The organism is Pseudomonas sp. EA_65y_Pfl1_P113 (assembly GCF_963970525.1).
Classification (GTDB): Bacteria; Pseudomonadota; Gammaproteobacteria; order Pseudomonadales; family Pseudomonadaceae; genus Aquipseudomonas; species Aquipseudomonas tritici.
The window spans coordinates 1-26,416 of the sequence record NZ_CAXAQM010000008.1; the positions used below are offsets into that span (position 1 = coordinate 1).

Consider the following 26,416-nt stretch of genomic DNA (forward strand, 5'->3'; position numbering starts at 1 on the left):
CCCAAACCGAGCACATGCCCAAAAGTCACCGCGAACATGCCGAATGGACGCCGCAGCGACTGATCCACTGGGCTGAGCAGACCGGGCCGAACACCGCTGGTGTCATCGCTCATATCCTCGAACGCCGGATCCATCCGCAGCATGGCTTCCGCGCCTGCCTGGGGATCCTGCGCCTGAGCAAACAGCACGGCGAAGCGCGGCTGGAAGCCGCGTGCCAGCGTGCGCTGGCACTGGGTGCATGTAGCTACAAAAGCCTCGAATCGATCCTGCGCCAAGGACTAGAGCGGCTACCGCTGGCCCAGCAAAACCTGCCGTTACTGCCCGAAGAACACATCAACCTGCGCGGCCCTGGCTACTACCACTGACCTGAAAAAGGAGCACCAAAATGCTGCCCAACCCGACACTCGACAAGCTGCAAACCCTGCGCCTGAACGGCATGATCAAGGCGCTTGGCGAACAACACGCAACGCCTGACATCAACGATCTCAGCTTCGACGAACGCCTCGGCCTGATGGTTGACCGCGAACTGACCGAGCGCGAAAACATACGCCTGACCACTCGCCTCAAAGCCGCACGACTGCGCCACAACGCCTGCCTGGAAGACATCGACTACCGCAGTCCGCGCGGGCTGGACAAGGCCTTGATCCTGCAACTGGGCAGCGGCCAGTGGCTGCGCGATGGCCTGAACCTAATCATCGGCGGCCCGACTGGTGTAGGCAAAACCTGGCTCGCCTGCGCGCTGGCTCACAAAGCTTGCCGCGACGGTTACAGCGTGCGCTATCTGCGCCTGCCGCGCTTGATGGAAGAGCTGGGCCTAGCCCACGGCGATGGGCGCTTCGCGAAACTGATGGCGGGTTATGCCAAGACCGACTTGCTGATCCTGGATGACTGGGGCTTGGCGCCATTTACCGCTGCGCAACGGCGCGACATGCTTGAGCTGCTGGATGATCGTTACGGCAACCGCTCGACACTGGTGACCAGCCAGATGCCGGTGGACAAATGGCATGCGCTGATCGGCGATCCGACCTTGGGCGATGCGATCCTCGACCGGTTGGTGCACAACGCTTATCGGATCGAACTGAAGGGCGAATCGATGCGCAGGCGCGCAACGAAATTGACGGCGACAGAGACTTCAGACTAACAATGCAAACCTGCGTCGCTGCGCTCCGACTGCCTGGCCGGATGAGCGTGGAAAGGGTGGCCGGATGTTGGTGGACTGGGTGGCCGGATGGCGTGGAATGCGCAGGTGTTGATGAAAAGCGAAGCTGGCACCTGCTGAATAGCGAACGATACTCGTCGCCCGAGCTTGTTCGCCGCCGACCCGATCAAGCCTGACGCGCTCAACACCTAGTTGTGGCGATGCCACCCAATCGTAGTCCTGGGCAGCGACGGTAGCGCGCTGGTTGAAGTCAGCATTGATGAGCACTGGTGCGGTATCTCCAAGGAGTCAAAGAATTAAAAATCGAGCATGCCGGCTAAGCAGGCATGCCCGAACTCATATCAGTTACGACCGGCCATAACACCGCCGTCTACGTCCCAGATAGCACCGGTGACCCAACTGGCCTTTTCGGAGAGAAGGAAGACAACAACTTCGGCGACATCTTCAGGAGTACCTACTCGTCCGATAGGGTGGAAGCTATTGAAGCCCTGCAGCGCGGCATGAACTTCAGCTTTAGGAATGAAACCTTCGTAAATCGGGGTCTGCACCACCGCAGGTGATACGGCATTGACGCGGATATGCTTGGATGCAAGCTCCATCGCCAAGTGCTGAGTCAGCGAGTGCAGGCCAGCTTTTGCCATCGAATAGGCAGAGGAAGGAGTGGCGGCGATTGCCTGTTTGCCCCACATGGAGCCGATGTTGACGATGGCGCCGGGATTTCCCTTGGAGACGAGGTTCGCAGCGACTTTTTGCGTTATGAAGAAAGAGGCTTTGTTAAGTTGCATGTACTGATCGTAGTCAGCGTCCAAGTGCTCCAGAAAAGGCTTCGGGAAGAATACGCCCGCCGCATTCACCAGCAGGTCGACGTCCGCGTGGCGCTGATCAATTTCCTTCAGCAGCGTCGCAAGGCTTTCTGGGTTGGTCAGGTCTGCTGTGAGTGCGCTTACAGTCCCTATTACGCCGAGCTCTTGGCGAGCTTGTTCGGTTTTTTCTGCGCGGCTGCCCACAATAACGACGTTGCCGCCTTGCTGTAAGAAGAGTCGGGCAGTTTCAAACCCCATACCACTGGTGCCGCCCACGACTAACAATTTCTTTCCGGCGAATTGACTGCTCATTTGAGTGCTCCAAAAAAGGTGAGTAATGGCATGCAGGAAGCCGAGAGCCTGTTGCCAGCCCAGAGGCTGACGTTTAAGTGTCTAGCCACCGATGTACTGCTGAGGTACGAGTGAAGTATTCGCTTCTACCGGGAGCTGAACAAACGAGATAAAGTGTCAGTACGATAAAGAAAAGGTTTACCGCTATGGTCGCGCCTGTGCACCTCAACGCGCTGAGAGCTTTCGAAGCCAGCGCTCGGCACCAAAGCTTTTCTGCTGCTGCGGATGAGTTGAATGTCACCCCCGCAGCCGTAGGGCAACTGGTACGCACGCTTGAGCAATGGTTAGGTACGTCTCTGTTTCATCGTGGCACCACCGGCAAATCACGTTTGGTCGCTACGGAGTCCGCTGAGCGCGCGCTTCCCGACATTCAGGCCGGATTCGAGCGGCTTACGTTAGGGGTAGAGCGGATGAGGGAACATTCACCTAACGGGGTGTTAACTGTCACGGTTAGTCCCGCCTTCGCTGCCAAATGGTTGTTACCGCGAATAGAGCGTTTCCATACGGCTTGGCCAGATACCGACGTTCGACTCGACACGCAACTCAAAGCGTTGGATTTCCAGGCTCAACGAATAGATATCGGCGTCCGATATGGTGCCGGTAAGTGGCCTGGTCTTATCGCAGAAAAACTGATGGACGAGGACATTTTCCCTGTGTGCTCCCCTAAGCTGAAAAACACTTCGGATTGTTTGAGCACTCTGGCCGAATTGGCCAATCAAACGCTGATCCACGATCTATCGATGGACGGTAGCGCTGGGTTCACTACTTGGGAAACCTGGTTGAGCTTGGCTGGGGCGAAAAATATACAGACGCGCCGGGGCATGAAGATCAACAACAGTGCAGCTGTGCTCCAAGCAGCGATAGATGGGCAAGGTATCGCGCTCGCGCGTAGCGTTATGGCAAGAGATGATTTGGCTGCAGGCCGCCTAATTCGCTTGTTTCCAGACATCCAGGTCGTTTCTCCGTTGGCCTACTACGTTGTATATCGTCCTGAGTGTGCGAACCTGCCGAGGTTGAAAGCATTTCGAGATTGGATATTTATGGAGGTGGCGCCTAATCAATGACCCGAAATCTCGCGTTCTTGACGATTATCATCTCAAGACTGAGAAAAGGGACAGCGGTCTGCAATTGCTCGGTACGCCTTGATCAAGACTGATCCGGCTGATGCAATTCCAGATTGCAGGAGTTTTCCACTCCTGCAATACTGACATTCATTAATCAACATAGACAGCCATGTGCAGGCTCAAGTCGACAGGCATTAGCTCTGAACGACTTGACCGCCTTTTATAGCAGAAACACCTACAAAGGGAATTTTGCATTCAACCTGAACCACCTGGAAAATTGTGTTACAGCGCGATAATTTTGCTTGGGTATTCCTGAGAGGCGCAACCATCCTAAAACTTATACGTTAGCTGTGCAGCCATAATGTGTGCGCTATTATTGTATTCAGCTTTATAGCTAGGCTGCGCGCCATTTGTATCGACTTGATTAATGATTGTTGATGACTCACGCAAATAACCGTACGCAAGATCAACGGTCAGCTCACTGCTTGGTGAGAAAGCCGCGCCCAAAGTTATTGCATTTCTATTGCCAACTGGGAGTCGAACATTACGATGTGAATTCCTAGCGGGCGACGGGTCATAAGCGTACCCGGTGCGAAGCAACCATTGTGATGATAGTTGGTATGAAACCCCGACAGCCCCTGCCAGCGTATTATGTAGCTTGAAATCATCCCCTGTGTTATCAAAGCCCAATTGCTGTCCTAATACAGGCAACCCACTATTCAACGCTTCAACTCTCTGTATCCGACTCCATCGAGTCCAAGTCGTGCCGACATACCCAGTCCAACGATCATCAAAGCGATTAGTGATTGACGTATCCACCGACTCAGGCATAGTTGTATCAAGTTTATTATCGTAGCGACCATCCAAACCGAAAGCAGCGGGAGACTCGCTGATACGAGTTTTACCCTTTACATGGAAATCAATTTTTGAGCGATACGTCACCCCCCAAGTGGTGCTATCAGTCAAGTCAACTAGCAGACCAAAATTATAACCAATTGCCGTATCGCCTCCCTTAACTTTAATTTTCGTGTCTTTGCCGTTGCTCAACGGCCCGGTATTGATGAATGACTCCAATTGACTCTCAATACGATTAACCGTGACTCCGCCCCCCTACCGACAGTCGATCATTCACTCGAAATGCAAGTGCAGGATTAAAAGTCTTCACTTCGACCTTGCTATAAGAACCGTGATATCTGCCTTGGAAGGAGCTTTCGTAGTTATTGACGAGTCCGTAAGTTGCGTACAGCCCCAAGCCAAAGCTATAGCGCTCGTCGATAGGGGTTGAGTAATATCCAAACGGGATGGCGGTCAAAGGAACTGAATCGCCTTTATTAGTAAGCGATCCATCGTCTACACATTCAAAGCTGCCATTTGATGCCTGATGCTGGGCTCCCGATATCCTTCAGGAGCCCGCCGTCATGATGCGCCCCGACGCCAAAGTTGAAAAGAGTGCGATCCACAAACCCCACCTACCACAAGATGTAACCTCGGTTTACCGTGGCATCTGTGGCGAGCAGTTCCACGGCAGCAGCGCTTCGTAATCTTCTACTGACGAGGCGTGCGGCAATCGCTCCAGTACGTGGCGCAGCCACGTATAGGGCTCTTGGCCGTTGACCTTGGCTGTCTCGACCAAACTGTAGATCTGCGCACTGGCCGTGGCGCCTTTAGGCGTGTCACTGAACAGCCACGCCTTGCGCCCAATAACAAACGGCTTTATCGCACGCTCCGCCAAGTTGTTATCGATCGGCAAATGGCCGGCCTCCACATAGCGTTCCAACCGGCTCCAGTTGTTCGCCAGGTAATTCACCGCCTTGCCCAGCACACTTTGCGGCGTGACTTGGGACTGCGTTTTCTCCAGCCAACTTTTCAACTCGGCGAGTACCGGCAAGCTTCTCTCCTGCCGACCGATAAACCGCTGTTCATCGCAGGCATCCTTGAGCTCGCGTTCGATGCCATACAACTTGCTCATCATCGCCAGCACGATATCGGCGCGACCGGTCTTGCCCTTGGGCTGTACCTTCTGCGCTTCGACGAACTTGCGTCGCGCATGGACCATACACGCCAAACGCTCAACTCCGGGTTGCAACGCCAATGCGTTGTAACCCGCATAATCATCGGTCATCACGTAGCCGCGATAGTCGCCGAGCAGGCGCAACGGCACCTCCTGCGCTCGGCTGGTGGTGTAGTCAAAAAGGATCACTGGCCGCTCTGGCGGGCCGCTGGCTTGCACCCACATCCAGGATTGGCTGGTCGGGTCTCGATCCGGTTCCTTGAGTACCTGGACGCGGGTTTCGTCGCAGTGGATCACCGGACTTTCCAGTAATCGATCACGCATCAGGTTCAGCAGTGGCTGAAAGTGTTCACTGCACTGGATCACCCAACGCGCCAGGGTTTGCCGTGGAATATCGACGCCGTGTCGACTCAGTACACTTTCAAAACGATGCAGCGGCAGACCATCGACATACTTGGTGGTCAACAACATCGCCAGCACACTGGGGCTGGCCATGCTCTTTTCGATTATCTGAGCGGGTTTGTCAGCGGTGACCGGCGCGGTTTCACAACTGCGGCAACCGTACACTTTGCGGATGTGTTTGAGTACGCGGATCTGCATCGGCACGATCTCCAGCTGTTCGCTGGTTTCTTCGCCAATGACGTGTTTGCGACAGCCGCAGGCGCAGGTCAGTTCGTGCTCTGGAAGTTCGTGGATAACTTCGATGCGCGGCAAGTCAGTCGACAACGGCTTGCGCTTGCCACGGCGCTTGGTAGGCGCAACGGCTTCTTCGTCAGACTCGTCGCAGACCGGAACAGCGAGACTTTCAGGTTCATTAAAGAGCGCGAGCTGTGGCGTCTGCGTATCGACGGTTTGTTCTGATTTACGCCCGAAAAAACGTTCACGCCATAGCCGGATCTGTTCTTTCAGATCAACAATCTGGTCTTTGTCCACCTGACGCTCACTGAGCATCTGCACAAGCATTTGCTTGAGCAGAACCGGATCATCGGGGAGGTCGTCGGGCATGGAAATCATGGCCCGGATTATATCCAACTACGCGACAAATCGCGGCGTCAAAACCTGATGTGGGCGGTTGCGCCACAGATCAAAACCGTCGAGCAGCCAGTTCAGTTCCTGAACCGTCAGGACAATGGCTTCATCCGTATCGTCAGGGGACGTTTTGAATCGTTCGGATTCGAGGCGCTTGAGCCAAAGGCAGAAGCCGTTGCGCTCCCAATAAAGGATTTTCACCCGATTACGGGAGCGATTCAGAAAAACAAAAAGCACGGGATCGAACACTGCCACTTTGATATCCAATTCAACCAGGGCGGCGAGGCCGTCGATGGATTTTCGGAAGTCGACAGGCCTGGGGTAGAGGTAGACTTTTTCAACTTTGGCGTCGGGGCGCATCATAACTGCGGGCTCCTGATGGGAATCGGGAGCACAGCATCAGGCTTCAACGGGCAGTTTTGAATGTGTACATGGTGGATCGCTTACAACACGCTGGGGCTGGCCATGCTTTTTTCGATCAACTGGGCCGGTTTGTCAGCGGTCACCGGTGCAGTTTCGCAGCCTCGGCAAACGTAGATCTTGCGGATATGTTTGATGACGCGGATCTGCATCGGCACGATATCCAGCTGCTCGCTGGTTTCTTCCCCGATGGCATGTTTGCGGCAACCACAGACACAGGTCAGTTCGTGTTCGGGCAATTCATGGATAACTTCTATACGTGGCAACTCAGCCGGCAACGGCTTGCGTTGGCCACGGCGAGGTGTCGGTGCAACGACTTCTTCATTGGCATCGCCCACCAACGGCATGGGTTCGCTTTCAGGCTCGTTGAACAAGGCCAATTGTGGCGTGTTGGGCTCAACGGTTTGCTCAGACTTGCGCCAAACAGCCGGTCGCGCAATAGCTTGATCTGTTCTTTCAGGTCGACAATGTGGGTCTGATAAGCCTGGGCCGATTCCTCCTGGCGACTGAGTGCCTCAAGCAGCAATTGCTTGAGCAAAACAGGATCATCAGGAAGGTCGTCGGGTAGAGAAATCATGGCCCGGATTATACCGGGTCACGCCACGTAGCGCGGCGTCAAAACCTGATGAGGACGGTTGCGCCAGAGGTCGAAACCGTCGAGCAGCCAGTTCAGTTCCTGGACGCTGAGGATAATCGCCTCGTCAGCGGCATCGGGCGATGTTTTGAAGCGTTCGGACTCCAGTCGCTTGAGCCAAAGGCAGAAGCCGTTGCGCTCCCAGTACAAGATCTTCACACGGTTGCGGGACTTGTTGAGAAAGACGAAAAGCACCGGATCGAACACGGCCACTTTTATATCCAGTTCGACCAATGCGGCGAGGCCGTCGATGGATTTTCGAAAGTCTACCGGCTTGGGGTCGAGGTACACTTTTTCGACTTTGGCGTCGGGTCGCATCATGGCGGGGCTGGCTCCAGAAAGAGATCGGGAGCGCAGCATCGGGGATCAAATGCGGGCTTGGAATGTGGGGATCATGGATCACTTACTTTTTTAAGATGTCTCGCTCTTCGATGACCCGCTTGAGTTCGGCTCGCAGACGACGCAGTTCAGCGTGATGATCATCGCCTTGCTGCCGTTCTGCTTGAGATTTGCTGTAGAGCTTTATCTAGGCATAGAGGTTATGCGTCGACACGCCAAGACGCGCCACCACATCAGCGAAAGGCAGCTTCTTTTCGGTCACTTGATTGACCGCTTGGATTTTGAATTCTTCGGGATAACGTGGGTTGCTCATGGCACCACCTGATTGGGCTCAGTTTAAGGCATGTAGGTGTCTACGAAACCCAGGGCGATTCACCCCGAAATAATTGACGATCATGGGTAGTCAAAACAGTGACTCGAAGGAGCAATAGAGAGCAAGTATTGAGCGTGGCGCCAGAACATGAACATATCACACAATAATAATTCGCCGCTATGAGCGGCGACGTCAAACCAGAAGCATTACGATTGATTTAGACCAAAATAAACCATCAGTTTTGGAACAATGAAAATTACCACGCAAATTATTAGTGGCAACATAAACACCTGTAAGTGCTTACGCTGGATATTACCGCCAAATTTCGAATTTATTATTGACGCACCTCCCCTTACTGCAAGTGCTAAAAACAAACCGATCAACAGCGAAATAACGATTGACATATCCCCACCTAACTGCAAAAGCATTGTAAATAACTATAGTGCCTGCAAGGTACTAAATCATAAAATCGAATGATCAAATTCACTATTTAACACTATTTTGGCTAAGAGCCGTTAGTTAGCCGCCCCGCATTTCCGACGATAACACCCCCAGTGAAAGCGACACCCGCAGAAGCCAAGGTACGGCCAATACTGGCGGGCCCCATAACCGCCCCACCCAGTGCTCCCGCCCCAACGGCTGCCATGAACTCACCCGCACTGAACGAGCCTCCGCCAATAAGCCCTCCAACATAAGCCGTAGCACCGGCAGCCGCGCCCCCAATTGCCCCCGGGACACCGTAAGCGCCAAAAACGGCTTTCGCTTCCTCCATCGTAACTTCACGCATGGTTAACTCTCCCTGAATATAGATTCATTCACTTAGGCTTTAGCCTGCCCAAAGCAGTACATCGTCGAGTATTTGAGATACTTTAATCCCACCAATCCTCAGGTATGCTAGGTGGGAAAACTAAACAGCGCAACCACTACAAATGTAGGGGGATACCTGCGCACGCAGCACATGTTCAATTACCCTAAATACATAGACACAAGTTGTTACACTTATCCGGATAAACGCTAATACTTAGTAAAAATCACATCTCAGACGACCGCCACGAGGTACTCGAACCCACACTACCGCTCGCAAAAACTAATAGTCACCTGTACAGAAACGCTTTAAATAGTTGATTTTGAAATCTTTCTCACTGAGTAATCGGAGTTCCTCCGCACCCAACTTACCGACCTTACATGCTCTCCATAAAATATATCCCGCAAACATTGACGTGCGTAGATTAAGCCTCCATACGGAAAACAGCAGTCAATTATCCAAGTACGGTTTCCTTCATCCCATTCAGACTCATGCAGTAGAAAATTCGGATCCTCTAACATCCTACGCTCACTATCGGAAGCTAAATTCGCCCAGATAACATACCCAACCGGACTGTCATAATCATCAAAGAAAAATACGATTTGCTTATGATCGATGGCAGGAATAACCCACACCTTGAAATCGACTAATCTAAGCATTGAATAACGCCGACATTGCATGACTATCCAGGCAGCGAACCCAATCAACTTAGCTTTTTCCATCAAATTGTTTTTTCGACACTGTGTAAGCAACCGAAATTTTTTACTCATGGTAGAAACTCCTTCACACCCTCATAAAACGTCAGCAGGTCATCCTGTCCTTTTACAGTTTTTACTAAGTCGACAACCTTACTGAATTGTGTTTCACAGCCCCGACTATCGACTGCCGTATAGATGCCGCTCAGCCCATTAAAATTTATAACAACGCCATCAGCCTCCCACAGTATTGTGTCAAACGACTTAGGGCAGCTATAGGACAACCTTGCATCTCGTACCGTGCACTCCAGTTGAGCAGTATAAGAATAATCCCGTTTATTCGCTATTGAGTTAACCCTTAATTTGATAATTCTTTCACGAACCTCCAATAGCAGTTTACTCACCCGATTCAGTCGAGTAATGCTAATCGCCATATAAGCAACGAAATAGCAAAGACTGGCCTTGGAGACTTTCACCTTAATGAGCATCAGTTCGACTATCCGATAATAAGCGTCCATTAACTCAGCCATAAGCCTCGCATCCTTACAAAACCAGGTCATGTCCTGTAATGCTCCGGTGAATTTTTGCACCAGTAATTGACGATACAAGCGGGACACATAATGTTCACAGCCCTCCCAACTCAAGGACGCCGTGACGGGCACCAACGAAAACTCATCATAGGCTAATGCCTTTTGTAAAATCTTTGAAAACTCAATAAAAACTGGTTCACTCAGTACTTCTTGAATAACTGAAAGCGGAAACCCAAGCTGTACCGCTGTATATAAGTACAGATTTCTTTCGTATTCACGAGCAAACGTCGCAACTGACTTTTCCAATATACTATTTGAATTTTCGGCGCTAACAACTTTGTACTTGCTGAGATAAAAGCACATCTCCTGTATACTTTCCATTGCTGGAGCGTACTCAGACATAAATCGATTGATATTAAACCCGTCCCACCACATTGCATTTGAAAAGACAGTTGCACCTGCCAAATCCATCCACGCGCCGTCCAATGTCACATTAGAAGCACTGATACTTTGATGAAATATTCGTTTAACCCTTGCAGCAGCGAACTGATTAGCGTAACGGTTCGCCAATTCTATCATCCCATTTTCAAGACGTTTTTCCTCGCTAGCGATTTGCTCCAATCCTTTGCTTGGCAGAAAGTGGACTAATTTCCTTACCGCCAACATCACTCGTTTGGCATCCTCACTCAAATCAGTATGTTTTCTCTCTTTGAAATAAACAGCCCTAATAAAATGTGCGGGGCGTACGGCAGGTACTCTGACTAGTAATCCACGCGGGAGCGTCTGATCTGGCTCCTTAAAGTCAACACCCAAATCTATAACGGCCGCGGTCCTTACTGCGCCATGAGGTAACGCAAGGTTAATTATTTCACCCCAAATGGCTTCATAAACAGCTACATCCAGTGATAGGAAGCCGTTTCCATGGGAGTTTCCATAGCCATCCAGTGCCCGGGCGCCAACCAACTGATTAGCGCCTAGCCCTTTCAAATGGAAGGTACCGTCGTAGCCGCAGCGCCCTCCTCCTCCGTTGGTTAAAATGCCGTCGCCACCATAACGTTCGGCATAAAATATTTTCTTTTCTCCGGCAGCGTTTACTTCAGCATCACTATCTACAGTCACATAGTTGTAGCTAGACAATAATTCCGACTCGCTCAAATTGCTCTCAAGATTATTGTTATAAAAAACTATTTTTCCTTTTTGAGCCTTGACCGTCTCGAAAGGTACGAAGACCTCTGGCAGGTCAGACAATCGCGACTGTGCCACGCGCAACTCCTTACTTTGAGAAATCATCTAAACGACTTATACCCAGCACATTCATCAGTACGCCCCAGCAGGGCTCCATCGAACGATATAAGACGGTCAGTCGTTGCTTTCCACTCAGCAATATTATGATAGGCATTGATAAACCAACTCAAATTCTCGCAAAGATTGCCGAATGCTGAGTTGATCTGCATAACATCACCAAACTTAATGCTCCCAGAGAAAAACCTAGGAACAGCCAACAAGCTACTGAACACCAAAGAAAGCTGACTATAACTTTCTGTAAACAGTGACAACCTAACTTTAACTTTAATGGTGCGACGCATATTAGCCAGACTCACATCCAGCTTGCTACTAATCTGATTTTTTTCGGAGCGACGGGTTTTCTCGAGAAGATCAATTTTACTGCTGTCGCGGTATTGCACAAGAGAATACCGGAGATCTGCCTCTGATTTTTGCTGATTATTATTTAACGAAACCAGCTTGAATCCAATTTTTTGACTTATATACATACCTACAATCGCATAAAAAATAGCCGCCCAAAACATATAGGCAGGCACTGTCATCCCCCATAATGTGCCGCTTCCCGAGAGACCAATTAACACGATACTGAACGACACCACGCTTGCCAACGTGTAAATAAGACCACAAGTCAGGTAGACCGTGGAGAAGGTGAATTTATTTATGTCCTCAGCAATGCGCTGATCAGGATTATCTACACAATTTTCTACTTTATCAGGCTGTAAGGGCTTTGCGATCCATGCTGTTAGGTAATGATTAGTCAACCAACGACGCCATTTGAGTGCAAAAATATCCACTAAAAAAGTGGTTAGCACAGAACGGCCTACCGAGAAACATACGATGCCAAAAAAAACCAGCGTTAACCTATAAAATCTTTGTCCATCGTGGTCTTGAATAGCATTGTAAAAATATTTGTACCACTCGTTGAGCGCTAGCGCTGTGGCAACCCCTAAAAGCGAAAGCGTCACTAAGGCAATCAGTGCACACCATGCAAACACTTTGTCCTCCGACTTCCAATACAATGAAGTCAACAAGAACGTATTTTGCATAAAACTGTTTTCGTTAAACTTTACCGCATCCGTACTTGCTGCATCCGCATCCATTATGGCTTCTCGGTTTGTTTACATTTATAATTTTATTTTTAACTAACACGACTTACTTATAATCACCACTAGCTATAGCGCCCAGAACCCCAAGCGCCCCAGACTTGCCGCTAATCTCAAGCGCGCCATCTGCCAGCTGTGGAGGGCGCTAATGTGTTGTTGCTCTGCGGTCGCATACGCAGTTAGCGCATTGAGCAGTTCAATCATGCTGCCGACGCCAGAACGATAGCGGCCTTGCATCACGTCCAGCGCCTGATTGGATTGTTCTACCCATTCGGCTGTCTTTTCCAGTGACCGCGTTTCAATGATGAGCGCTTGGTAGTTACTCCACAGGTCTATGGAAATACGCTGCTCAACATTGGTCAGCTCCGCCTCCATCGCCTCCATTTGCGCCTCAGCACCACGTACTTGGTAAGTACGCTCGAAACCCTCAAATAAAGGAATATTCAGTTGCAGTCCGACACTGTTGTCACGTGTTCGACTATCACCGTTTAATGCCATTGATTGATTGAGCTGCACATCCGACGCATTGGCAATAAATGACAAGGTCGGGCGGCCCTGCGCTTTATTCTCGTCAATGGCTGCTTTTGCCGCATCCAGCCTGGCCTTTGCGGCAACGAGCGAAGGATGATCCTGCCGGGCTTGCTCAAGTAACTCATCAATACCTTTGACAAATTGGGTATCCGGACGCCGTGTCAGACTTCCGACGAGCTTCAGTGGTGTTTGCGGCGCCAGCCCCATGCGCATGGCGATCAGGCCCTTGGCATTGATTAAAGCCCCATTGCTGCGGACTTCATTGAGTGCCGCTTGGGAATACGCCGCCTCGGCTTGGAGGCGGTCCGAAAGTGCAGCAGCACCTGCGTCATGCTTGGCACTGGCAGCCTTAAGGTTTTCGGATGCCAGGGCCGCCACCCGAGCAGCAGCAATCTGACTGTTTTGTGCCGCCAGCGTGTCGTAATACAATTGCGCAGCCAGTATGAAGGTTTGCTGCAATTGCTCATCTTGATTAGCGTTCGCCGCAATCAACAATTGGCGAGCATTACGCAACGCTGCGTCGCGCCGACCAAAATCAAACAACACCCAGCTCAAGGCCAGTCGGTGATCTACTTGGCTTTTATGGCTGCGGCCGGAGTACTCCTCACGCTGGTCATAATTCGTATCGGTGCGACCCGTGGTGATACCCGAACTTGCATTAAGTCTGGGAAGATACGCCGACTGCCGCACTCCGACATACGCGGCCTGAGTCCTGGCATTTGCCAAGTTGATCCTCGCCTGGGGATCGTGGCACAGCACCCGCTCTATCATGTCCTCCAATGTTAAGCGCGCAGCTACCAGGCTGTGCTCACACATACGGGGAACTCTGTCGATGGGGTGAGTAGCTGTTCGCGCAACCTTACGCTCGGTCGCGAACACATCCAGACCGGCTGCTAGTCCCCAATGAGAGAAAGCACAAAGACAAGCCACTACTGTGAAGGAGCGTGAAATACTCATCACTAAGTGACCGTGCCAATAGCATGAATACAATGGGGTTCAGCAAACGGAACCGGTACAACCCGCCCATGCTCCAGCACCACTACACGATCTGCCGAGGCAATCGTCTCAGCGCGATGAGCAATAATGATCCTCGTCACTTTCAGCGCTCGCACAGCCTCATTGACTTGTTGCTCACACGCCATATCCAGGTGGCTGGTGGCCTCATCAAGAATCAGGATGTCGGGTTTCTTGTAGAGTGCCCTGGCTAATAACACACGCTGTTTCTGGCCACCCGACAAGACCGTCCCCATATCGCCCACGAGGGTGTTGTAACCCATAGGCATAGCAAGGATGTCGGCATGAATGGACGCCATGCGCGCGCACTCCATAGCCCAATCCAGATCTGGGTGAGACTCAAAAAACACGATGTTGTCTGAGAGTGAACCGGCGAACAGGCAGTCGTCCTGCATGACTGTCCCGATCTTGCCCCGGAATGTTTCGGTTCCCAGTTGTTGTAGATCACTCCCTGCCATGAGTATCCGGCCTTCGGTAGGCTGGAAGATACCCAGCAGCAAGCTAACGAGCGTACTCTTGCCGCTGCCCGAAGCGCCGGTGACGGCCACCGACTCGCCTTGTGCGATATACATATCAACGCCATTGAGCACGAACGGCTCTTGCTCGGAATATCGGTACTTCACGCCTTTAAGCTCAATATCCACCGGGCAGGCTGGCCACGTTGAATTTGCTGATGTGCCGCGGCTTTCTTCCGGTGGGTGCATGACAATGTCAGCCAACCGCTCACCTTGCAAACGCAACATGTAAAGCTCAAAAAGATTATCGATCAAGTTCGCGACGCGGCTAACGAACTGATTTTTGTAAGCCATAAACGCGATTAATACGCCGACAGTGAACTGGTTATTCATCACCAAGGAGGCACCCAAACCGATGGCAACCAGATTCTCCAAACCAAATATCAAACCGTTCAACTGCGTGTAGATCAGATGCAACTTCTGCGTTCTCAACCCTGCATTGATCTGTTCTACCAGCAAGCTAAGCCAGGCAAGACGCCTTTCGTTCTGACGCTGGAACAGCTTGATCGGCCGCATACCACGCACCGTTTCAAGAAAGTGACTTTCCTGGCGGGCGGCGTGAACAATCTGTTCTTCACTAGCCCTACGCAACGGGTAGTACCACGCCCAGCGAACCATGGCGTACAGGGCCATCGCTGTGGCGGCTATGGCCGCCAGTAACGGGCTGTAGATAAACATGAGAATGAAAGTAACGATGGTCATGAGACCATCGAGCACGGCAGAAAAGAACGCCGCTGTCAGGGTTCCCTGTATGACATCGACGGCACCGAAACGGGAAACGACATCCCCTAGATGCCGCTTTTCAAAATAGTGGATAGGCAGACGCAACAGATGACTGAATACATTGGCGCGCCATTGCACGCTCAATAGCGTGCTCAAATGCATCATGACCCAGGCCCGTATGGCGCTCACCATTTGCTGCATCAGCAACAGCAAGCCAAAGCCGATAATCAAAGTTGTCAACAGGTCACGATCTTGGGTGACCAGCACGTTGTCGAGCGTCCATTGCAACAGGAAAGGACTGACCAGTGAGAACACTTCCAGCGCCAGCGCCAAGGCAAGCACCTGTCCAAGAGAACGATACAGGCCGCTCACTCTCCCCAGCATGCTCATCAATTTGACCTGAGGCTTTGGCTGCTGCTTTTCAAAGCTCCCACCTGGCCAGACTTCAAGTGCCACACCGGTGAAATACTTGCTAGCTTCGGCCAAGCTCAAATGCCGGATGCCGGAGGCAGGGTCATGCACAATAATTTGTTGGTTCTCTACAGCCTTGAGAACAGTGAAGTGGTTGAAGTTCCAATGCAAAACGCAAGGCAACTTTAGTTTGCCCAGATCTTCAAGCTCCAGCCTGACAGCTCGCGTCCCAAGATTCAGTTGGTCAGCAGTCTGGATCAATTGCTTGAGCGTACTTCCCTTGAGCGACACGCTGAATTGACGGCGCAAGTCCATCAGCGTGGCATGATGACCGTGAAACCCTGCGATCATCGCTAGGCAAGCCAGGCCACACTCCGTCGCTTCGGTTTGCAGGATCAAGGGCAAGCGACGGCCCATTCGCAAAGAGATCGCATCGAGATAGTTCATGCGGTATCTCCTAGAATTTACCAGTCAGGCTGTAGAGCGGCTCAAGCACCCACTCATAGAGACGGCGAGTCTCCTGCAGGATGTCAGCTTCAACCAACATGCCGGTTTGCAGCGGTCGCGACTTGCCATATGCCATCACGGATTGCGCTTCGATATCGACGCGTATGCGGTAAATCTGCTCACCATTCAATCCAAGTCCTGGGACACTGCCGGTCATCGTTGCCAACTCAGCGGCAGACAACGTCGCCTTTGAGATAGAGGCGACGTTGCCGCTGTGTTGGCCGAACTTCTGATACGGGTACGCCTGATAACGCACCCTCACAGGGTCACCGGTATGAATGAAACCGATGGCTTTACTCGGCGCGTACAGTTCGACTTGCAGGTGAGAATTGGCGGGCACGATGCTCATCAAAACCCGTGAGCTATCAACTGTCTGGCCCGGCTCAACGAGAATCGCAGTAGCTACGCCTCCCTGGGGAGCCGTAATGGTCAAGGCACGCTTGGCTTCACTTTCGATGAGTTCTTGCTGGATGCCTGATAATGAGCGCTGAATATCTCCCAGTTGGTTTTCATGCAGCGACGAAAGACCTGCAAACTCATGATTGGTTTCCACCAACTGCTGGTTCAGCACTGTCGTTTCGCGGCCCAGTCCCTGGAGGGTCTGATGCTGGCCTAGGAGTTCGGACTGACGCTGTTGCAGCTGATCCATTGAGATGTAGCCCTTGTCCATCAATCCTTGATATCGATCAGCCGCATTGGTCGCCAGCTTTACAAGCTTCTCTTGACTGGCTGTTTGCCGCGCCAGCGTCCGCAACTGCCGTCGTAAACTTTCGAGCTTGCTTAGCAAGCTTTGTCGTTCCTCTGACTGCAGTAGCTTCTTTTTGACTAACTCGTCATTCAGGGAGTGCTGTCGAATGGTAAGTTGATGGGTTACATCTGCTTGAACTGGCCGCGAATCACCGGCATAGCGCTCACTGGAAATTCGGAACAGTGGCGCTCCTTGCTTGACCGGCTGGCCCTCATCGATAAAGCGCTCCAGGACTAAGCCGTACTGAGGTGCGTGTATTTTCAGTTGCCCCGAGAACGGCACCAACTGACCCGTGACGGTAATGCGCTTTGTGTAATTGCCCCATAGAAAAAAACTCACCACCATGACTGCAAAGAGCCCAGCAATCAGCGTCAGCACGGCGAAGGAAACGGGCCTAACGAGCACGATCTCCCCTAGCCAATTAGCTTGCCTAGCGCTCAGAGCTTCTAGCCGGAACAACGGTGTTTCCGATGGCACAATTCATCCTTTTTCAATCTTTTTCCAGGGCTCACCCGAAGCAGTACGCATCCCCACGGCGTCACAGAACAGTCATCAGCTCCACACCTGATAAAAATCAATTTCCCAAGGTAAATTTCTGACCGCCTCATTCGTTAGCCTTACAGCTATAGACGGGAGTCATTCTTTCTTCAACACCCTATATGAGCGAGCGCAGGGAGCAGCGTATTGAACATTACTGATCGAGAGTCCGCGGTACTGAGTTTTTTAGTTCAAGGCTTAACCAACAAGGAAATTGGCCGAGAGTTAGGAATCAGCGACCACACTGTAAGAGACCATATTTCATCAATGCTAAAAAAAACCAACACATCAAGCCGTGTTGAGTTAGCTGTTAAAACCAGCACAATGAAAGGAACTAGATAGGTCTGCCCACACCTACTTGATTATTTACTATCCCAGGTTCCAAACATTTAGTCACCCCCTACAGCCGTAGGGGAGCGTGACTGATTTAAAATATTCTTGACATCCTTCACCCATATACCTGAGGGCCTCAATACCCACCAGAATGGCTGCCAACCAGAATTATCAGTTCCACTGACACTAGTTTAAACACAACTTCCAAAATGCGTACGACCCAGAAATCTTGGGGTTGCTTGCGACCAGCTGCAGGGCGTTCTCGATGACGCCGGTCACGATACGATGGATAAACGTGCGATGCGGTAGCTCTTCAGGCAGAGCCCGTTTAACCAGGGTATTACAACCTAACCCCTGCAGCTTTCATGTCTCACCCTTGTAAAATAGAATGATGTTGGCCACATGCGCGACGGCAGGGCCGAAGCGAAAGCTCTGGGTCAGGTAGTGACGTTCTGTAGTGGTCTAATGAAACCGGACACCCATTTAGGCGAGAATGCTCGCCACAGAGAGGTGTCTGATGACCAAACAACGCCGTACCTTTTCCCCTGAATTCAAACGCGAGGCTGCCGACCTCGTTCTTAAGCAGGATTACAGCTTCATTGAGGCCAGCCGCTCGCTTGGTGTCGGGGAGTCGGCTTTGCGCCGATGGGTCGACCAGGTGCAACAAGAACGCACGGGCGTCACCCTGCAGAGCAAAGCGCTGACCCCGGAGCAGCAGAAAATCCAAGAGCTGGAAGCCCGAATTGCTCGCCTTGAGCGGGAAAAATCGATCTTAAAAAAGGCTACCGCGCTCTTGATGTCGGAAGATCTCGAGCGTTCGCGCTGATTGACCAGTTGAGCATCCACGAGCCGGTTGATTGGCTGTGCAAGGTGTTTGAAGTGACCCGCTCGTGCTACTACGCTCGGCATCTCAGGCGCCGCACACCGGATGTAGAACGCCTTCGATTGCGCAGTCGGGTGAACGAGTTGTTCACCCAAGGCCGCAGTGCTCCAGGTAGCCGTAGCATCATGGCTATGATGCAGGACGACGGCGAGCAGATCGGGCGATTCAAGGTGCGCAGCCTGATGCGCGAGCTGGAGTTGGTCAGCAAACAACCGGGATCGCATGCTTACAAAAAGGCGACGGTCGAGCGGCCCGACATCCCTAATATTTTGAACCGGGAGTTTGATGTGCCTGCTCCTGACCACGTCTGGTGTGGCGATATCACTTACATCTGGGCTCAAGGGAAATGGCAGTATCTGGCGGTTGTGCTAGATCTTTTTGCCCGCCGTGTTGTGGGCTGGGCGTTGTCGGGAAAGCCGGATGCCGACTTGGTCATCAAGGCCTTGGACATGGCTTACGAGCAGCGAGGGAAGCCTCAAGGATTGCTATTCCACTCCGATCAAGGCTCGCAATATGGAAGCCGGAGTTTTCGCCAGCGCCTTTGGCGATATCGCATACGTCAGAGCATGAGCCGGCGAGGAAATTGTTGGGATAACGCGCCGATGGAGCGGGTGTTCAGGAGCCTGAAAACCGAGTGGATACCGATCATGGGCTACACGACGGTTCAACAAGCTCAGCGGGATATCAGTCATTTTTTGATGCACCGGTACAACTGGATTCGACCGCACCAATTTAATGGTGGGCTGCCACCGGCTCAGGCCGAGAAAAAACTTAACGTCGTGTCCGGGATCAGTTGACCACTACAGACTCCGCGCAAAGTAAATGTGGGAGCGGGCTCCCACGTTTACCAGATCCCATCCGGGGTCGTGTTGTTAGTGCAATTTCAGGCGTGGCTCGGTGCCTCGGCCGATTTTGCTGCCCAGCATCAGCATCGCCGTACGGAAGAAACCGTACAGCGCCATCTGGTGCATCCGGTACAGCGACACGTAAAACATCCGCGCCAACCAGCCTTCCAGCATCACGCTGCCAGTGAGGTTACCCATCAAGTTGCCCACCGCCGAGAACCGCGATAGCGAAATCAGCGATCCATAGTCGGTGTACTTGTACGACGGCAGGTCCTTGCCTTCAATGCGCAGCTTCAGCGATTTTGCCAGCAGCGACGCCTGTTGGTGAGCCGCCTGGGCCCTTGGCGGTACGTTGCGGTCGGTGCCCGCTTGTGGGCAAGCAGCGCAGTCACCAAAGGCGAAGATGTTTTCGTCGCGTGTGGTTTGCAGCGTCGGCAACACTTGCAGCTGATTGATACGGTTGGTTTCCAGGCCGTCGATATCCTTGAGGAAACCTGGTGCGCGAATGCCAGCGGCCCACACCTTGAGGCTGGCTGGAATCACTTGGCCGCTGCTGGTGATCAGGGCGTCGGCCGTCACTTCACTGACCGCCGAGTTAGTCAGCACCGTCACTCCGAGCTTTTCCAGGGTTTTATGCACAGGCCCGCCGATACGCTCCGGCAGGGCAGGCAACACCCGTGGCCCGGCTTCGATCAGGGTGATGTGCATGTTTTCCGGCTTGATGCGGTCCAGGCCATAGGCGGCCAACTCATGGGCGGCGTTATGCAGCTCTGCGGCCAGTTCGACGCCGGTCGCACCGGCGCCGACGATGGCGACGCTGATTTTTTCCACCACATCGGTCTGCCCGGCATGGGCGCGCAGGTAATGGTTGAGCAATTGCTGGTGGAAGCGCTCGGCCTGCTTGCGGGTGTCGAGGAACAGGCAGTGTCGCGCTGCGCCTTCGGTGCCGAAGTCATTGGTGGTGCTGCCGACCGCGATCACCAGGCTGTCATAGCCGAGCACGCGTGCGGGCACCAGCTCACGGCCTTCTTCATCAAGCGTGGCGGCGAGCTGGATCTTCTTTTGTTCACGGTCAAGCCCGCTCATGCGCCCTAGTTGGAACTCGAAGTGGTTCCATTTGGCCTGGGCGACATAATTGAGTTCGTCCTCCGAAGAGTTCAGCGAACCTGCGGCCACTTCGTGCAGCAAGGGCTTCCAGATATGGGTCAGGTTGGCGTCCACCAGCGTGATGCTGGCGGTTCCACGCTTGCCCAGAGTCTTACCCAGGCGGGTAGCCAACTCCAGGCCGCCGGCGCCGCCGCCGACGATAATAATACGATGGGTCATGGGGATATCTCGCAAGGCTAAAAGAAATCTGAGCGGTTACCCCCGCGAGCGCCAGGCAGCTCATAGCGTCAGGTAACTCAAAAGGCGACTCAACAGGCCGAGGCCGATCACCACTACAAGCACCACACAGAGGAGCAGCCATGGCCGGAAAGGCTTGCGCTCGACTCGGTGTTGGGAGAGTTGCAGATACTCTTCGACATGCTGTTGGTCATCGGGGTTCAGGCGGCTGGTCATAAAGGCCTCGTCAGGTAGACGTTGCAAAAGGGCGCCACGTTACAGTCCGGGGGCTCAGAGGCTGATGCCCACGTCGAACACTATGCTGCGGCCCAGGTTGTTGCGCAAGAAATCCGGCGCGTCCGGGTGTGCGAACAGCACCCGTGCAAAGGTCGGCCCCACCAGTGACAGCGAGCGCCAGCCCTGGCGTAGGTATTCCGTCGGTGGCGGGAAGTGGCTGTTAAGGTCGAGCACTTCGCGCTTGAGACTGGAGAAAGCGACGATATCCAGCTCCCCCAGGTCCATGCCGCGCTCTTTATAGTTGTGGGCCTTTTTGCGCAGCGTGGGCGCCAGGCGCATTAAAAACTCATGGGCCGGAATGCGTCGCGGCTTGGCTTCACGTCGTACCAGTTGGCTCAGGGAGAAAGCGCTGCGGCGGCGCAGCAACTCGTCACGCCATTCGTCGTTCAGGCGACGGCCTTCATCCAGTACAAAAAACACTTCGAAACTGGCGTCGCGAAACAGCACGTCCGGCGGTTCTTGCCCCGCGGCGTGAAACTCTTCAGTCCGGTAGGGCACGTTCAAGCCTTGCAGCAGGCGCTGGCACACCCAACGCTCACGCTCCCACTTGCGGGCATTGGACAGGAAAGCGTTGGCTTGTTCGGCCGCCACGGTGAGCAGACGCAAGTAATCTGAGTCATCCATAGCTAGCAGCTTAGCGCTCAAATCATGACCGCAGGAAGTCCCGCTGTAAAAGCTCGGTGTAGACTGACCACTCGATCGTCAAATCGAACTTTAGGAGTGCGTAGTGAAGTTTTTAGTGTTGCTGATGCTCAGCCTTTTTCCCGTGTGGTCCCAGGCCGTTGAAGTGGGTGAGCGCCTGGCGCCCTGGACGTTGCTGGATCAATTCGACCAGCCCTACACCCTGAATGACCAGGCGCAGATCTTGCTGGTGGCGCGCAGCATGGACGCCGCCAAATGGGTGGATGCGGCATTGCAAGGGCAGCCCAAGGGGTATCTGGAGGCAAGGCGCGGGGTGTTTGTCGCCGATATCCAGCGCATGCCCCGACTGATCGCCAAACTGTTCGCAGTGCCGGCCATGCAGTCCTATAACTACCGGGTCATGCTGGACCGTGACGCGCGCATCGCGCCGCGTTATCCGGGCCCTGTGGATAAGGTGCTGTGGCTGCAACTGGATAACGGCAAGCTGGTCGCGCAACGCGAATACAGCTCTGGCGCTGAGCTGCGCCAAGCCCTGGAGCAGGTGAAGCCGTGATCAGTGCGGCCGTGTTGGCGCCGCAAACCCTTGGCATCGGCTGGCTGTTGTACGCGCCGGTGGTGCTGTGGGCAATCTTGCGTTCGCCATGGGTCGAGTTGTTTGCCGACCGCAGACGTCAGCATTTGCTGTTTGGCACGGTGTTCGCGTTGTTCATGCTGTGGCTGGTACGGCGGGATTTCGATACCGGTGTGTCTTACCACTTTATCGGCATGACTGCCGTCACCCTGCTGCTGGATTGGCCACTGGCGATCGTCGGCGGCTTTGCTGCCCAGGTGAGCCTGATGTTGTTGGGGCGCCAGGACCTGGCCGCCCTTGGTGTCAACGGCTTGCTGCTTATCGGGCTGCCAGTGCTGGTTACCGAGGGCTGCGCATTGCTGGTCGAGCGTGCGCAGCCGCGCAATCCCTTTGTGTATATTTTCTGCTCCGGCTTTTTTGCCGCCGCACTGTCGGCGTTGCTCTGCCTGTTGTTCGGGCTTGGGCTGTTGTGGTTCGACGGTCTTTTTGCCATGCCGGAATGGCTGGAGGATTTCGTCGGTTATCTGTGGTTGATCATCTTTCCAGAGGCCTTTATCAACGGCATGGTCATCAGCGCGTTGGTGGTGTTTTGCCCGGAATGGCTGGAGACCTTCAACCGTACTCGCTACCTCTCGGCGCCCTGGAAGGACGACGACTCACAGCGTTGACCCAGATCAAATCCCGCCTAGCCGAGCAGGCCCATGCTCTGCGAAATTGTCCTAGGCAAGGCGGGAGCACGATCATGAGTGTGTACGAGTGGGCACGGCAGGAGTTGCGCAGAAGCCAGGATGCGGCACAGGAAATCGGTTTTGACCCAGGCTTGACCCTGCGTGCCATGCTCAGTGCGGTGGTGCAGCAGAGCAAGGGGGTGCGCAGCTTTGAAGATCTGGCCGACGAGCTGCAATACCTTGCAGAGAACCTCGACGACCAGCAGGAATATGCCTTTATGCGCCCTTAATGGCGCGGCGGCAGGTCTTCGGAAAACAGCTCGTCTTCTGCATCCGGAGCCACCGGGATTTTGTGTTCCTCGGCCGCCCAGGCGCCGAGGTCGATGAGCTTGCAACGGTCCGAGCAGAACGGCCGGTTGAGGTTGGTCGCTTTCCATTCCACGGGTGCGCCGCAGGTTGGGCAATCGACGGTCAAGGGTTGGCTCATGTTCGGCCTCCACGCAAAGTAAGGTAAAAGTAGTGCAGTCGCTCGACCTCGCTGTGCAGCCAGGCGAGGTCCTTGTCGTTGACCAGTATGTCATCGGCATGGTTCAGGCGGGCTTCACGGCTTGACTGCGCCTTGAGGATTGCCTGTACCTGTTGTTCGGTGATGCCGTCGCGCTGCAGGGTACGCTGAATCTGCAGCGATTGCGGCACGTCGATCACCAGGATGCGTTGGGTCATGCTGTTCTGGCCTGACTCAACCAGCAGCGGCGATACCAGGATTGCGTAAGGCGACTGCGCGTGCGCCAGGTGGTTGCGAATCTCCTCGCCAATCAACGGGTGTAGCAAGGCTTCGAGCCAGCGGCGCTCTTCGGGTACTTCAAAGATCAGCTTGCGCAATGCAGCGCGGTCCAACTGGCCGTCAGGCTGCAGCACGCCGGCACCAAAGTGCTCGGCGATGCGCGCCAGTGCCGGCCGGCCAGGCTCGACCACCCAGCGGGCGGCGTGGTCGGCGTCCACCAGGTCAATACCCAGGTTAATAAAGTGTTGGGCGGCGGCGCTTTTGCCGCTGCCGATGCCGCCGGTGAGGCCGAGAATCCAGGGTGCTGCAACAGAAGTGGTCATCTGAAACCGACAGACTGCAAATAGAAGTCGGTTATTTGACCACCCCAGAGCAATGCAATCCAGCCGGCAATTGCCAGATACGGACCAAACGGCATGGGCGCCGATGCCTGGGTCTTGCGCAGACGCATCAGGATCAAGCCTACGCACACCCCAAGCAGGGACGACATCAACAGCGTCATCGGCAGGATCTGCCAGCCACCCCAGGCGCCGAGCAGCGCCAGTAACTTGAAGTCGCCGTGCCCCATGCCGTCCTTGCCAGTGACCAACTTGAACAGCCAGAACACGCTCCATAGGCTCATATACCCGATCACCGCGCCCAACAGGGCGTCCGGCAATGTCGTCAACAGGCCCAACCCGTTGACGATCAGACCCAGCCATAACAACGGCATGACCAGTACATCGGGCAACAGTTGATGGTCTGCATCGATCAGGCTCATCGCCAACAATCCCCAACTCAGCACCATCACCGCTCCCGCCTGCCAGCCAAAGCCGAAATGCCAGGCCACCCAGGCCGAGATCAGCCCGCACGCCAGTTCTGTAAGTGGATAGCGGGCGCTGATCGCGCCCTGGCACTGGGCGCAACGGCCTCTGAGAAGCAGATAACTGAGTAGCGGGATGTTTTCCCAGGGACGTATCGGATGATTGCAGTGCGGACAGCAGGAGTTGGGATGCATCAAATTGTAAGTCGGCCCGGCAGGCTTAGCGGGCAAACCGAGCACTTCATGGGCCTGGGCGCGCCATTCACGCTCGAGCATTTTCGGCAGGCGCCACACCACCACATTGAGAAAACTGCCAATCACCAGCCCCAATACCAATGCCATCACGACAAAAGCCAATGGGTGTTCACCCAGCAGCAGGCTCAAAAGGCGCTCCCCAACTGGAAGACCGGCAGGTACATGGCGATCACCAGCGCGCCAACGATACCCCCCAATACCACCATGATCAGCGGTTCCATAAGGTTGGTGAGGTTGTCGACCAAGTTGTCCACATCGGCCTCGTAATGGCTGGCGACCTTTTCCAGCATGCAGTCCAGTGTGCCCGACTCTTCGCCGATGGCCGTCATCTGGATCGCCATTGCGGGAAACAGTCCGCTGGCGACCATGGATTGATTCAGTTGCATGCCAGTGGATACATCGTGTCGCATATGTTCGATTGCCTGTTTGAACGGTCCTGAACCGGCAGCGCCAGCCACCGATTCCAGTGCCTGCACCAACGGAACGCCGGCGGCAAAGGTGGTGGAAAGCGTGCGGGCATAGCGAGCCACGGCTGATTTGCTCAGCAGTTTGCCTGCCAGAGGCATTTTCAACAAACCGGTGTCCAGCCATAGACGAAAAGCAGGCAAGGCACGATAGGCGTGGCGCAATCCCAGAGCTCCCGCAAGAGCGCCCAGCGCCATGATCCACCAGGCTTTCTGGATGAACTCGGACAGAGCGATAACCTGCAAGGTAAAACCGGGCAGCTTGCCGTCGACCCCGGCAAACAGGTTCTGGAACTGCGGTACGACGTGGATCAATAGAACGCCGGTGACAACGCTGGCCACCACCAGCACGGCGATCGGGTAGGTCATGGCCTTTTTGATCCTGGCCTTTAATTGCTCGTTCTTTTCCCGATGTATTGCCACGCGCTCCAGCAGTGTTTCCAGTGGCCCGGCCTGTTCACCGGCCGCCACCAGGTTGCAATACAGCTCATCGAAATAGCGCGGTTGTTTGCGCAACGCTTCGGCCAGGCTGGAGCCGGCGGCGATCGCCTGTTTCAACCCTTGCACCTGCTCACGCACAGCTCGGTTGTCGAAGCCTTCGCCGATGATGTCGAAGGCTTGCAGAAGAGGAATGCCGGCCTTCAGCAGTGTGGCCAGCTGGCGAGTGAGTAGGGTGATGTCCGTCGATTTGACCGACGGTGCCAAGCTGGGCAACACGGCAGATTGCTTGCGCACCAAGCCTGGGCTGATGCCTTGCCGGCGCAACTGAGCCTTGACCAAGGCGGGGTTGTGCCCTGCGGTTTGCCCGGACACCTTACGTCCTTTACGGTTGATGCCTTCCCAGGCGTACAGCGTTGAAGCGTTATCCATGACAGGGTTCCGCAGAGAGGTCGTCGAAGATTTATAGCTTAGTCAGGTGACGGATTCGGGCAGGCTGGCAGCGCAGTATAAAATGTCAGAATGTGCGTCCAGTGCGCGATTGAGCGCTTGCGGATGAGTACACTGGCGCCGCTGCACAACACG

At 53.9% G+C, this 26,416-nt stretch carries 26 protein-coding genes and 5 pseudogenes; 8 read left to right on the forward strand and 23 right to left on the reverse strand.

Going from position 1 to position 26,416, the window contains the following annotated elements; genetic code table 11:
• Both AACY52_RS09745 and istB read left to right on the forward strand, forming a co-directional pair.
• Window positions 1-365: pseudogene (locus AACY52_RS09745) on the forward strand (IS21 family transposase); the annotation flags it as partial.
• A gap of 20 nt (window positions 366-385) precedes the next feature.
• On the forward strand, window positions 386-1,141 hold the full coding sequence (gene istB, locus AACY52_RS09750) for an IS21-like element ISPre4 family helper ATPase IstB (protein ID WP_339416325.1): 756 nt from the start codon (window positions 386-388) through the stop codon (window positions 1,139-1,141).
• Here istB and AACY52_RS09755 read toward each other — a convergent pair.
• Window positions 1,133-1,426: a cupin domain-containing protein gene (locus AACY52_RS09755; RefSeq protein WP_339437746.1), complete on the reverse strand. Its 294-nt coding sequence runs from the start codon at window positions 1,424-1,426 to the stop codon at window positions 1,133-1,135. The genes istB and AACY52_RS09755 overlap by 9 nt on opposite strands.
• 74 nt (window positions 1,427-1,500) lie before the next feature.
• A complete protein-coding gene (locus AACY52_RS09760) occupies window positions 1,501-2,274 on the reverse strand; it encodes an SDR family oxidoreductase (protein ID WP_339437747.1) in 774 nt (257 codons plus the stop codon).
• Between the two features lie 185 nt (window positions 2,275-2,459).
• Here AACY52_RS09760 and gcvA point away from each other — a divergent pair, with 185 nt between their 5' ends.
• Window positions 2,460-3,377 (forward strand): transcriptional regulator GcvA, encoded by a 918-nt coding sequence (gcvA, locus tag AACY52_RS09765; protein ID WP_339437748.1) that lies wholly within the window; start codon window positions 2,460-2,462, stop codon window positions 3,375-3,377.
• Window positions 3,378-3,707: 330 nt separating this feature from the next.
• Here the strand turns inward: gcvA and AACY52_RS09770 are convergent.
• The 13 genes and pseudogenes from AACY52_RS09770 to AACY52_RS09825 form a co-directional block, all read right to left on the reverse strand.
• Window positions 3,708-4,469: pseudogene (locus AACY52_RS09770) on the reverse strand (OmpP1/FadL family transporter); the annotation flags it as partial.
• Window positions 4,468-4,776, reverse strand: coding sequence for an outer membrane protein transport protein (locus tag AACY52_RS32205; RefSeq protein ID WP_370467936.1), 309 nt, complete (start codon window positions 4,774-4,776; stop codon window positions 4,468-4,470). The gene AACY52_RS32205 and the pseudogene AACY52_RS09770, both read right to left, overlap by 2 nt.
• A 93-nt stretch (window positions 4,777-4,869) precedes the next feature.
• A complete protein-coding gene (locus AACY52_RS09775) occupies window positions 4,870-6,402 on the reverse strand; it encodes an IS66 family transposase (protein ID WP_339560448.1) in 1,533 nt (510 codons plus the stop codon).
• An 18-nt stretch (window positions 6,403-6,420) separates the two neighbouring features.
• Window positions 6,421-6,780, reverse strand: coding sequence for an IS66 family insertion sequence element accessory protein TnpB (gene tnpB / locus AACY52_RS09780; protein ID WP_339560449.1), 360 nt, complete (start codon window positions 6,778-6,780; stop codon window positions 6,421-6,423).
• 83 nt (window positions 6,781-6,863) lie between these two features.
• Window positions 6,864-7,414 (reverse strand): annotated as a pseudogene (locus AACY52_RS09785) (IS66 family transposase zinc-finger binding domain-containing protein); the annotation flags it as partial.
• Between the two features lie 18 nt (window positions 7,415-7,432).
• Window positions 7,433-7,792 (reverse strand): IS66 family insertion sequence element accessory protein TnpB, encoded by a 360-nt coding sequence (gene tnpB, locus AACY52_RS09790; protein ID WP_339437676.1) that lies wholly within the window; start codon window positions 7,790-7,792, stop codon window positions 7,433-7,435.
• Between the two features lie 85 nt (window positions 7,793-7,877).
• Window positions 7,878-8,123 (reverse strand): annotated as a pseudogene (locus AACY52_RS09795) (transposase); the annotation flags it as partial.
• Window positions 8,124-9,236: 1,113 nt separating this feature from the next.
• Complete coding sequence (locus AACY52_RS09800) at window positions 9,237-9,698, reverse strand: toxin-activating lysine-acyltransferase (protein ID WP_339437675.1); 462 nt, start codon at window positions 9,696-9,698, stop codon at window positions 9,237-9,239.
• The gene (locus tag AACY52_RS09805) at window positions 9,695-11,416 is read right to left on the reverse strand and encodes a hypothetical protein (RefSeq protein ID WP_339437674.1); all 1,722 of its coding nucleotides are present in this window, start codon (window positions 11,414-11,416) and stop codon (window positions 9,695-9,697) included. The genes AACY52_RS09800 and AACY52_RS09805 overlap by 4 nt, the downstream gene beginning before the upstream one ends.
• A 23-nt stretch (window positions 11,417-11,439) precedes the next feature.
• On the reverse strand, window positions 11,440-12,537 hold the full coding sequence (locus AACY52_RS09810) for an SbmA/BacA-like family transporter (protein WP_339437673.1): 1,098 nt from the start codon (window positions 12,535-12,537) through the stop codon (window positions 11,440-11,442).
• Window positions 12,538-12,609: 72 nt separating this feature from the next.
• Window positions 12,610-13,887 carry a TolC family protein gene (locus AACY52_RS09815; RefSeq protein ID WP_339437672.1) on the reverse strand — a complete coding sequence of 426 codons (1,278 nt, stop codon included), beginning with the start codon at window positions 13,885-13,887 and terminating at the stop codon, window positions 12,610-12,612.
• Between the two features lie 143 nt (window positions 13,888-14,030).
• A complete protein-coding gene (locus AACY52_RS09820; RefSeq protein ID WP_339437671.1) occupies window positions 14,031-16,181 on the reverse strand; it encodes a peptidase domain-containing ABC transporter in 2,151 nt (716 codons plus the stop codon).
• 10 nt (window positions 16,182-16,191) lie between these two features.
• A complete protein-coding gene (locus tag AACY52_RS09825; protein ID WP_339437677.1) occupies window positions 16,192-17,448 on the reverse strand; it encodes an HlyD family efflux transporter periplasmic adaptor subunit in 1,257 nt (418 codons plus the stop codon).
• Window positions 17,449-17,673: 225 nt separating this feature from the next.
• Here AACY52_RS09825 and AACY52_RS09830 point away from each other — a divergent pair, with 225 nt between their 5' ends.
• On the forward strand, window positions 17,674-17,868 hold the full coding sequence (locus AACY52_RS09830; protein ID WP_339437670.1) for a LuxR C-terminal-related transcriptional regulator: 195 nt from the start codon (window positions 17,674-17,676) through the stop codon (window positions 17,866-17,868).
• A gap of 216 nt (window positions 17,869-18,084) precedes the next feature.
• Here the strand turns inward: AACY52_RS09830 and AACY52_RS09835 are convergent.
• Window positions 18,085-18,312 (reverse strand): annotated as a pseudogene (locus tag AACY52_RS09835) (DNA helicase); the annotation flags it as partial.
• A 64-nt stretch (window positions 18,313-18,376) separates the two neighbouring features.
• Between AACY52_RS09835 and AACY52_RS09840 the strand changes: the two are divergent.
• Window positions 18,377-19,539 (forward strand): IS3 family transposase gene (locus AACY52_RS09840; protein ID WP_339560450.1). Its coding sequence is split into 2 segments (ribosomal slippage): window positions 18,377-18,629 and window positions 18,629-19,539, totalling 1,164 coding nucleotides; the frame shifts between segments, so codons are not numbered across the junction.
• A gap of 75 nt (window positions 19,540-19,614) precedes the next feature.
• Here the strand turns inward: AACY52_RS09840 and AACY52_RS09845 are convergent.
• The 3 genes from AACY52_RS09845 to AACY52_RS09855 are packed head-to-tail and all read right to left on the reverse strand — an operon-like array spanning window position 19,615 to window position 21,831.
• A complete protein-coding gene (locus AACY52_RS09845; RefSeq protein ID WP_339417394.1) occupies window positions 19,615-20,913 on the reverse strand; it encodes an NAD(P)/FAD-dependent oxidoreductase in 1,299 nt (432 codons plus the stop codon).
• A 60-nt stretch (window positions 20,914-20,973) separates the two neighbouring features.
• Window positions 20,974-21,147 (reverse strand): DUF3094 family protein, encoded by a 174-nt coding sequence (locus AACY52_RS09850; RefSeq protein ID WP_339417395.1) that lies wholly within the window; start codon window positions 21,145-21,147, stop codon window positions 20,974-20,976.
• 54 nt (window positions 21,148-21,201) lie between these two features.
• Window positions 21,202-21,831 carry a DUF1780 domain-containing protein gene (locus AACY52_RS09855; protein ID WP_339417397.1) on the reverse strand — a complete coding sequence of 210 codons (630 nt, stop codon included), beginning with the start codon at window positions 21,829-21,831 and terminating at the stop codon, window positions 21,202-21,204.
• 103 nt (window positions 21,832-21,934) lie between these two features.
• On the opposite strand from AACY52_RS09855, the gene AACY52_RS09860 reads away from it, so the two are divergent.
• The 3 genes from AACY52_RS09860 to AACY52_RS09870 all read left to right on the forward strand — a co-directional run bounded on the left by AACY52_RS09860 (window position 21,935) and on the right by AACY52_RS09870 (window position 23,378).
• Window positions 21,935-22,402 (forward strand): FAD/FMN-containing dehydrogenase, encoded by a 468-nt coding sequence (locus tag AACY52_RS09860; RefSeq protein WP_339417398.1) that lies wholly within the window; start codon window positions 21,935-21,937, stop codon window positions 22,400-22,402.
• Complete coding sequence (locus AACY52_RS09865) at window positions 22,399-23,088, forward strand: energy-coupling factor ABC transporter permease (protein ID WP_339417399.1); 690 nt, start codon at window positions 22,399-22,401, stop codon at window positions 23,086-23,088. The genes AACY52_RS09860 and AACY52_RS09865 overlap by 4 nt, the downstream gene beginning before the upstream one ends.
• 74 nt (window positions 23,089-23,162) lie before the next feature.
• Window positions 23,163-23,378, forward strand: coding sequence for a hypothetical protein (locus AACY52_RS09870; protein ID WP_003171680.1), 216 nt, complete (start codon window positions 23,163-23,165; stop codon window positions 23,376-23,378).
• Here AACY52_RS09870 and yacG read toward each other — a convergent pair.
• From yacG to AACY52_RS09890, 4 genes are read right to left on the reverse strand one after another with little or no spacing between them, the layout of a single operon-like run.
• Window positions 23,375-23,575, reverse strand: a complete 201-nt coding sequence (gene yacG, locus AACY52_RS09875) for a DNA gyrase inhibitor YacG (protein ID WP_003188437.1) — start codon at window positions 23,573-23,575, stop codon at window positions 23,375-23,377. The genes AACY52_RS09870 and yacG overlap by 4 nt on opposite strands.
• The gene (coaE, locus tag AACY52_RS09880) at window positions 23,572-24,195 is read right to left on the reverse strand and encodes a dephospho-CoA kinase (RefSeq protein ID WP_339560451.1); all 624 of its coding nucleotides are present in this window, start codon (window positions 24,193-24,195) and stop codon (window positions 23,572-23,574) included. The genes yacG and coaE overlap by 4 nt, the downstream gene beginning before the upstream one ends.
• Window positions 24,192-25,058 carry an A24 family peptidase gene (locus AACY52_RS09885; protein ID WP_339560452.1) on the reverse strand — a complete coding sequence of 289 codons (867 nt, stop codon included), beginning with the start codon at window positions 25,056-25,058 and terminating at the stop codon, window positions 24,192-24,194. The genes coaE and AACY52_RS09885 overlap by 4 nt, the downstream gene beginning before the upstream one ends.
• Complete coding sequence (locus AACY52_RS09890) at window positions 25,055-26,263, reverse strand: type II secretion system F family protein (protein WP_339560453.1); 1,209 nt, start codon at window positions 26,261-26,263, stop codon at window positions 25,055-25,057. The genes AACY52_RS09885 and AACY52_RS09890 overlap by 4 nt, the downstream gene beginning before the upstream one ends.
• Window positions 26,264-26,416 lie beyond the last annotated feature (153 nt).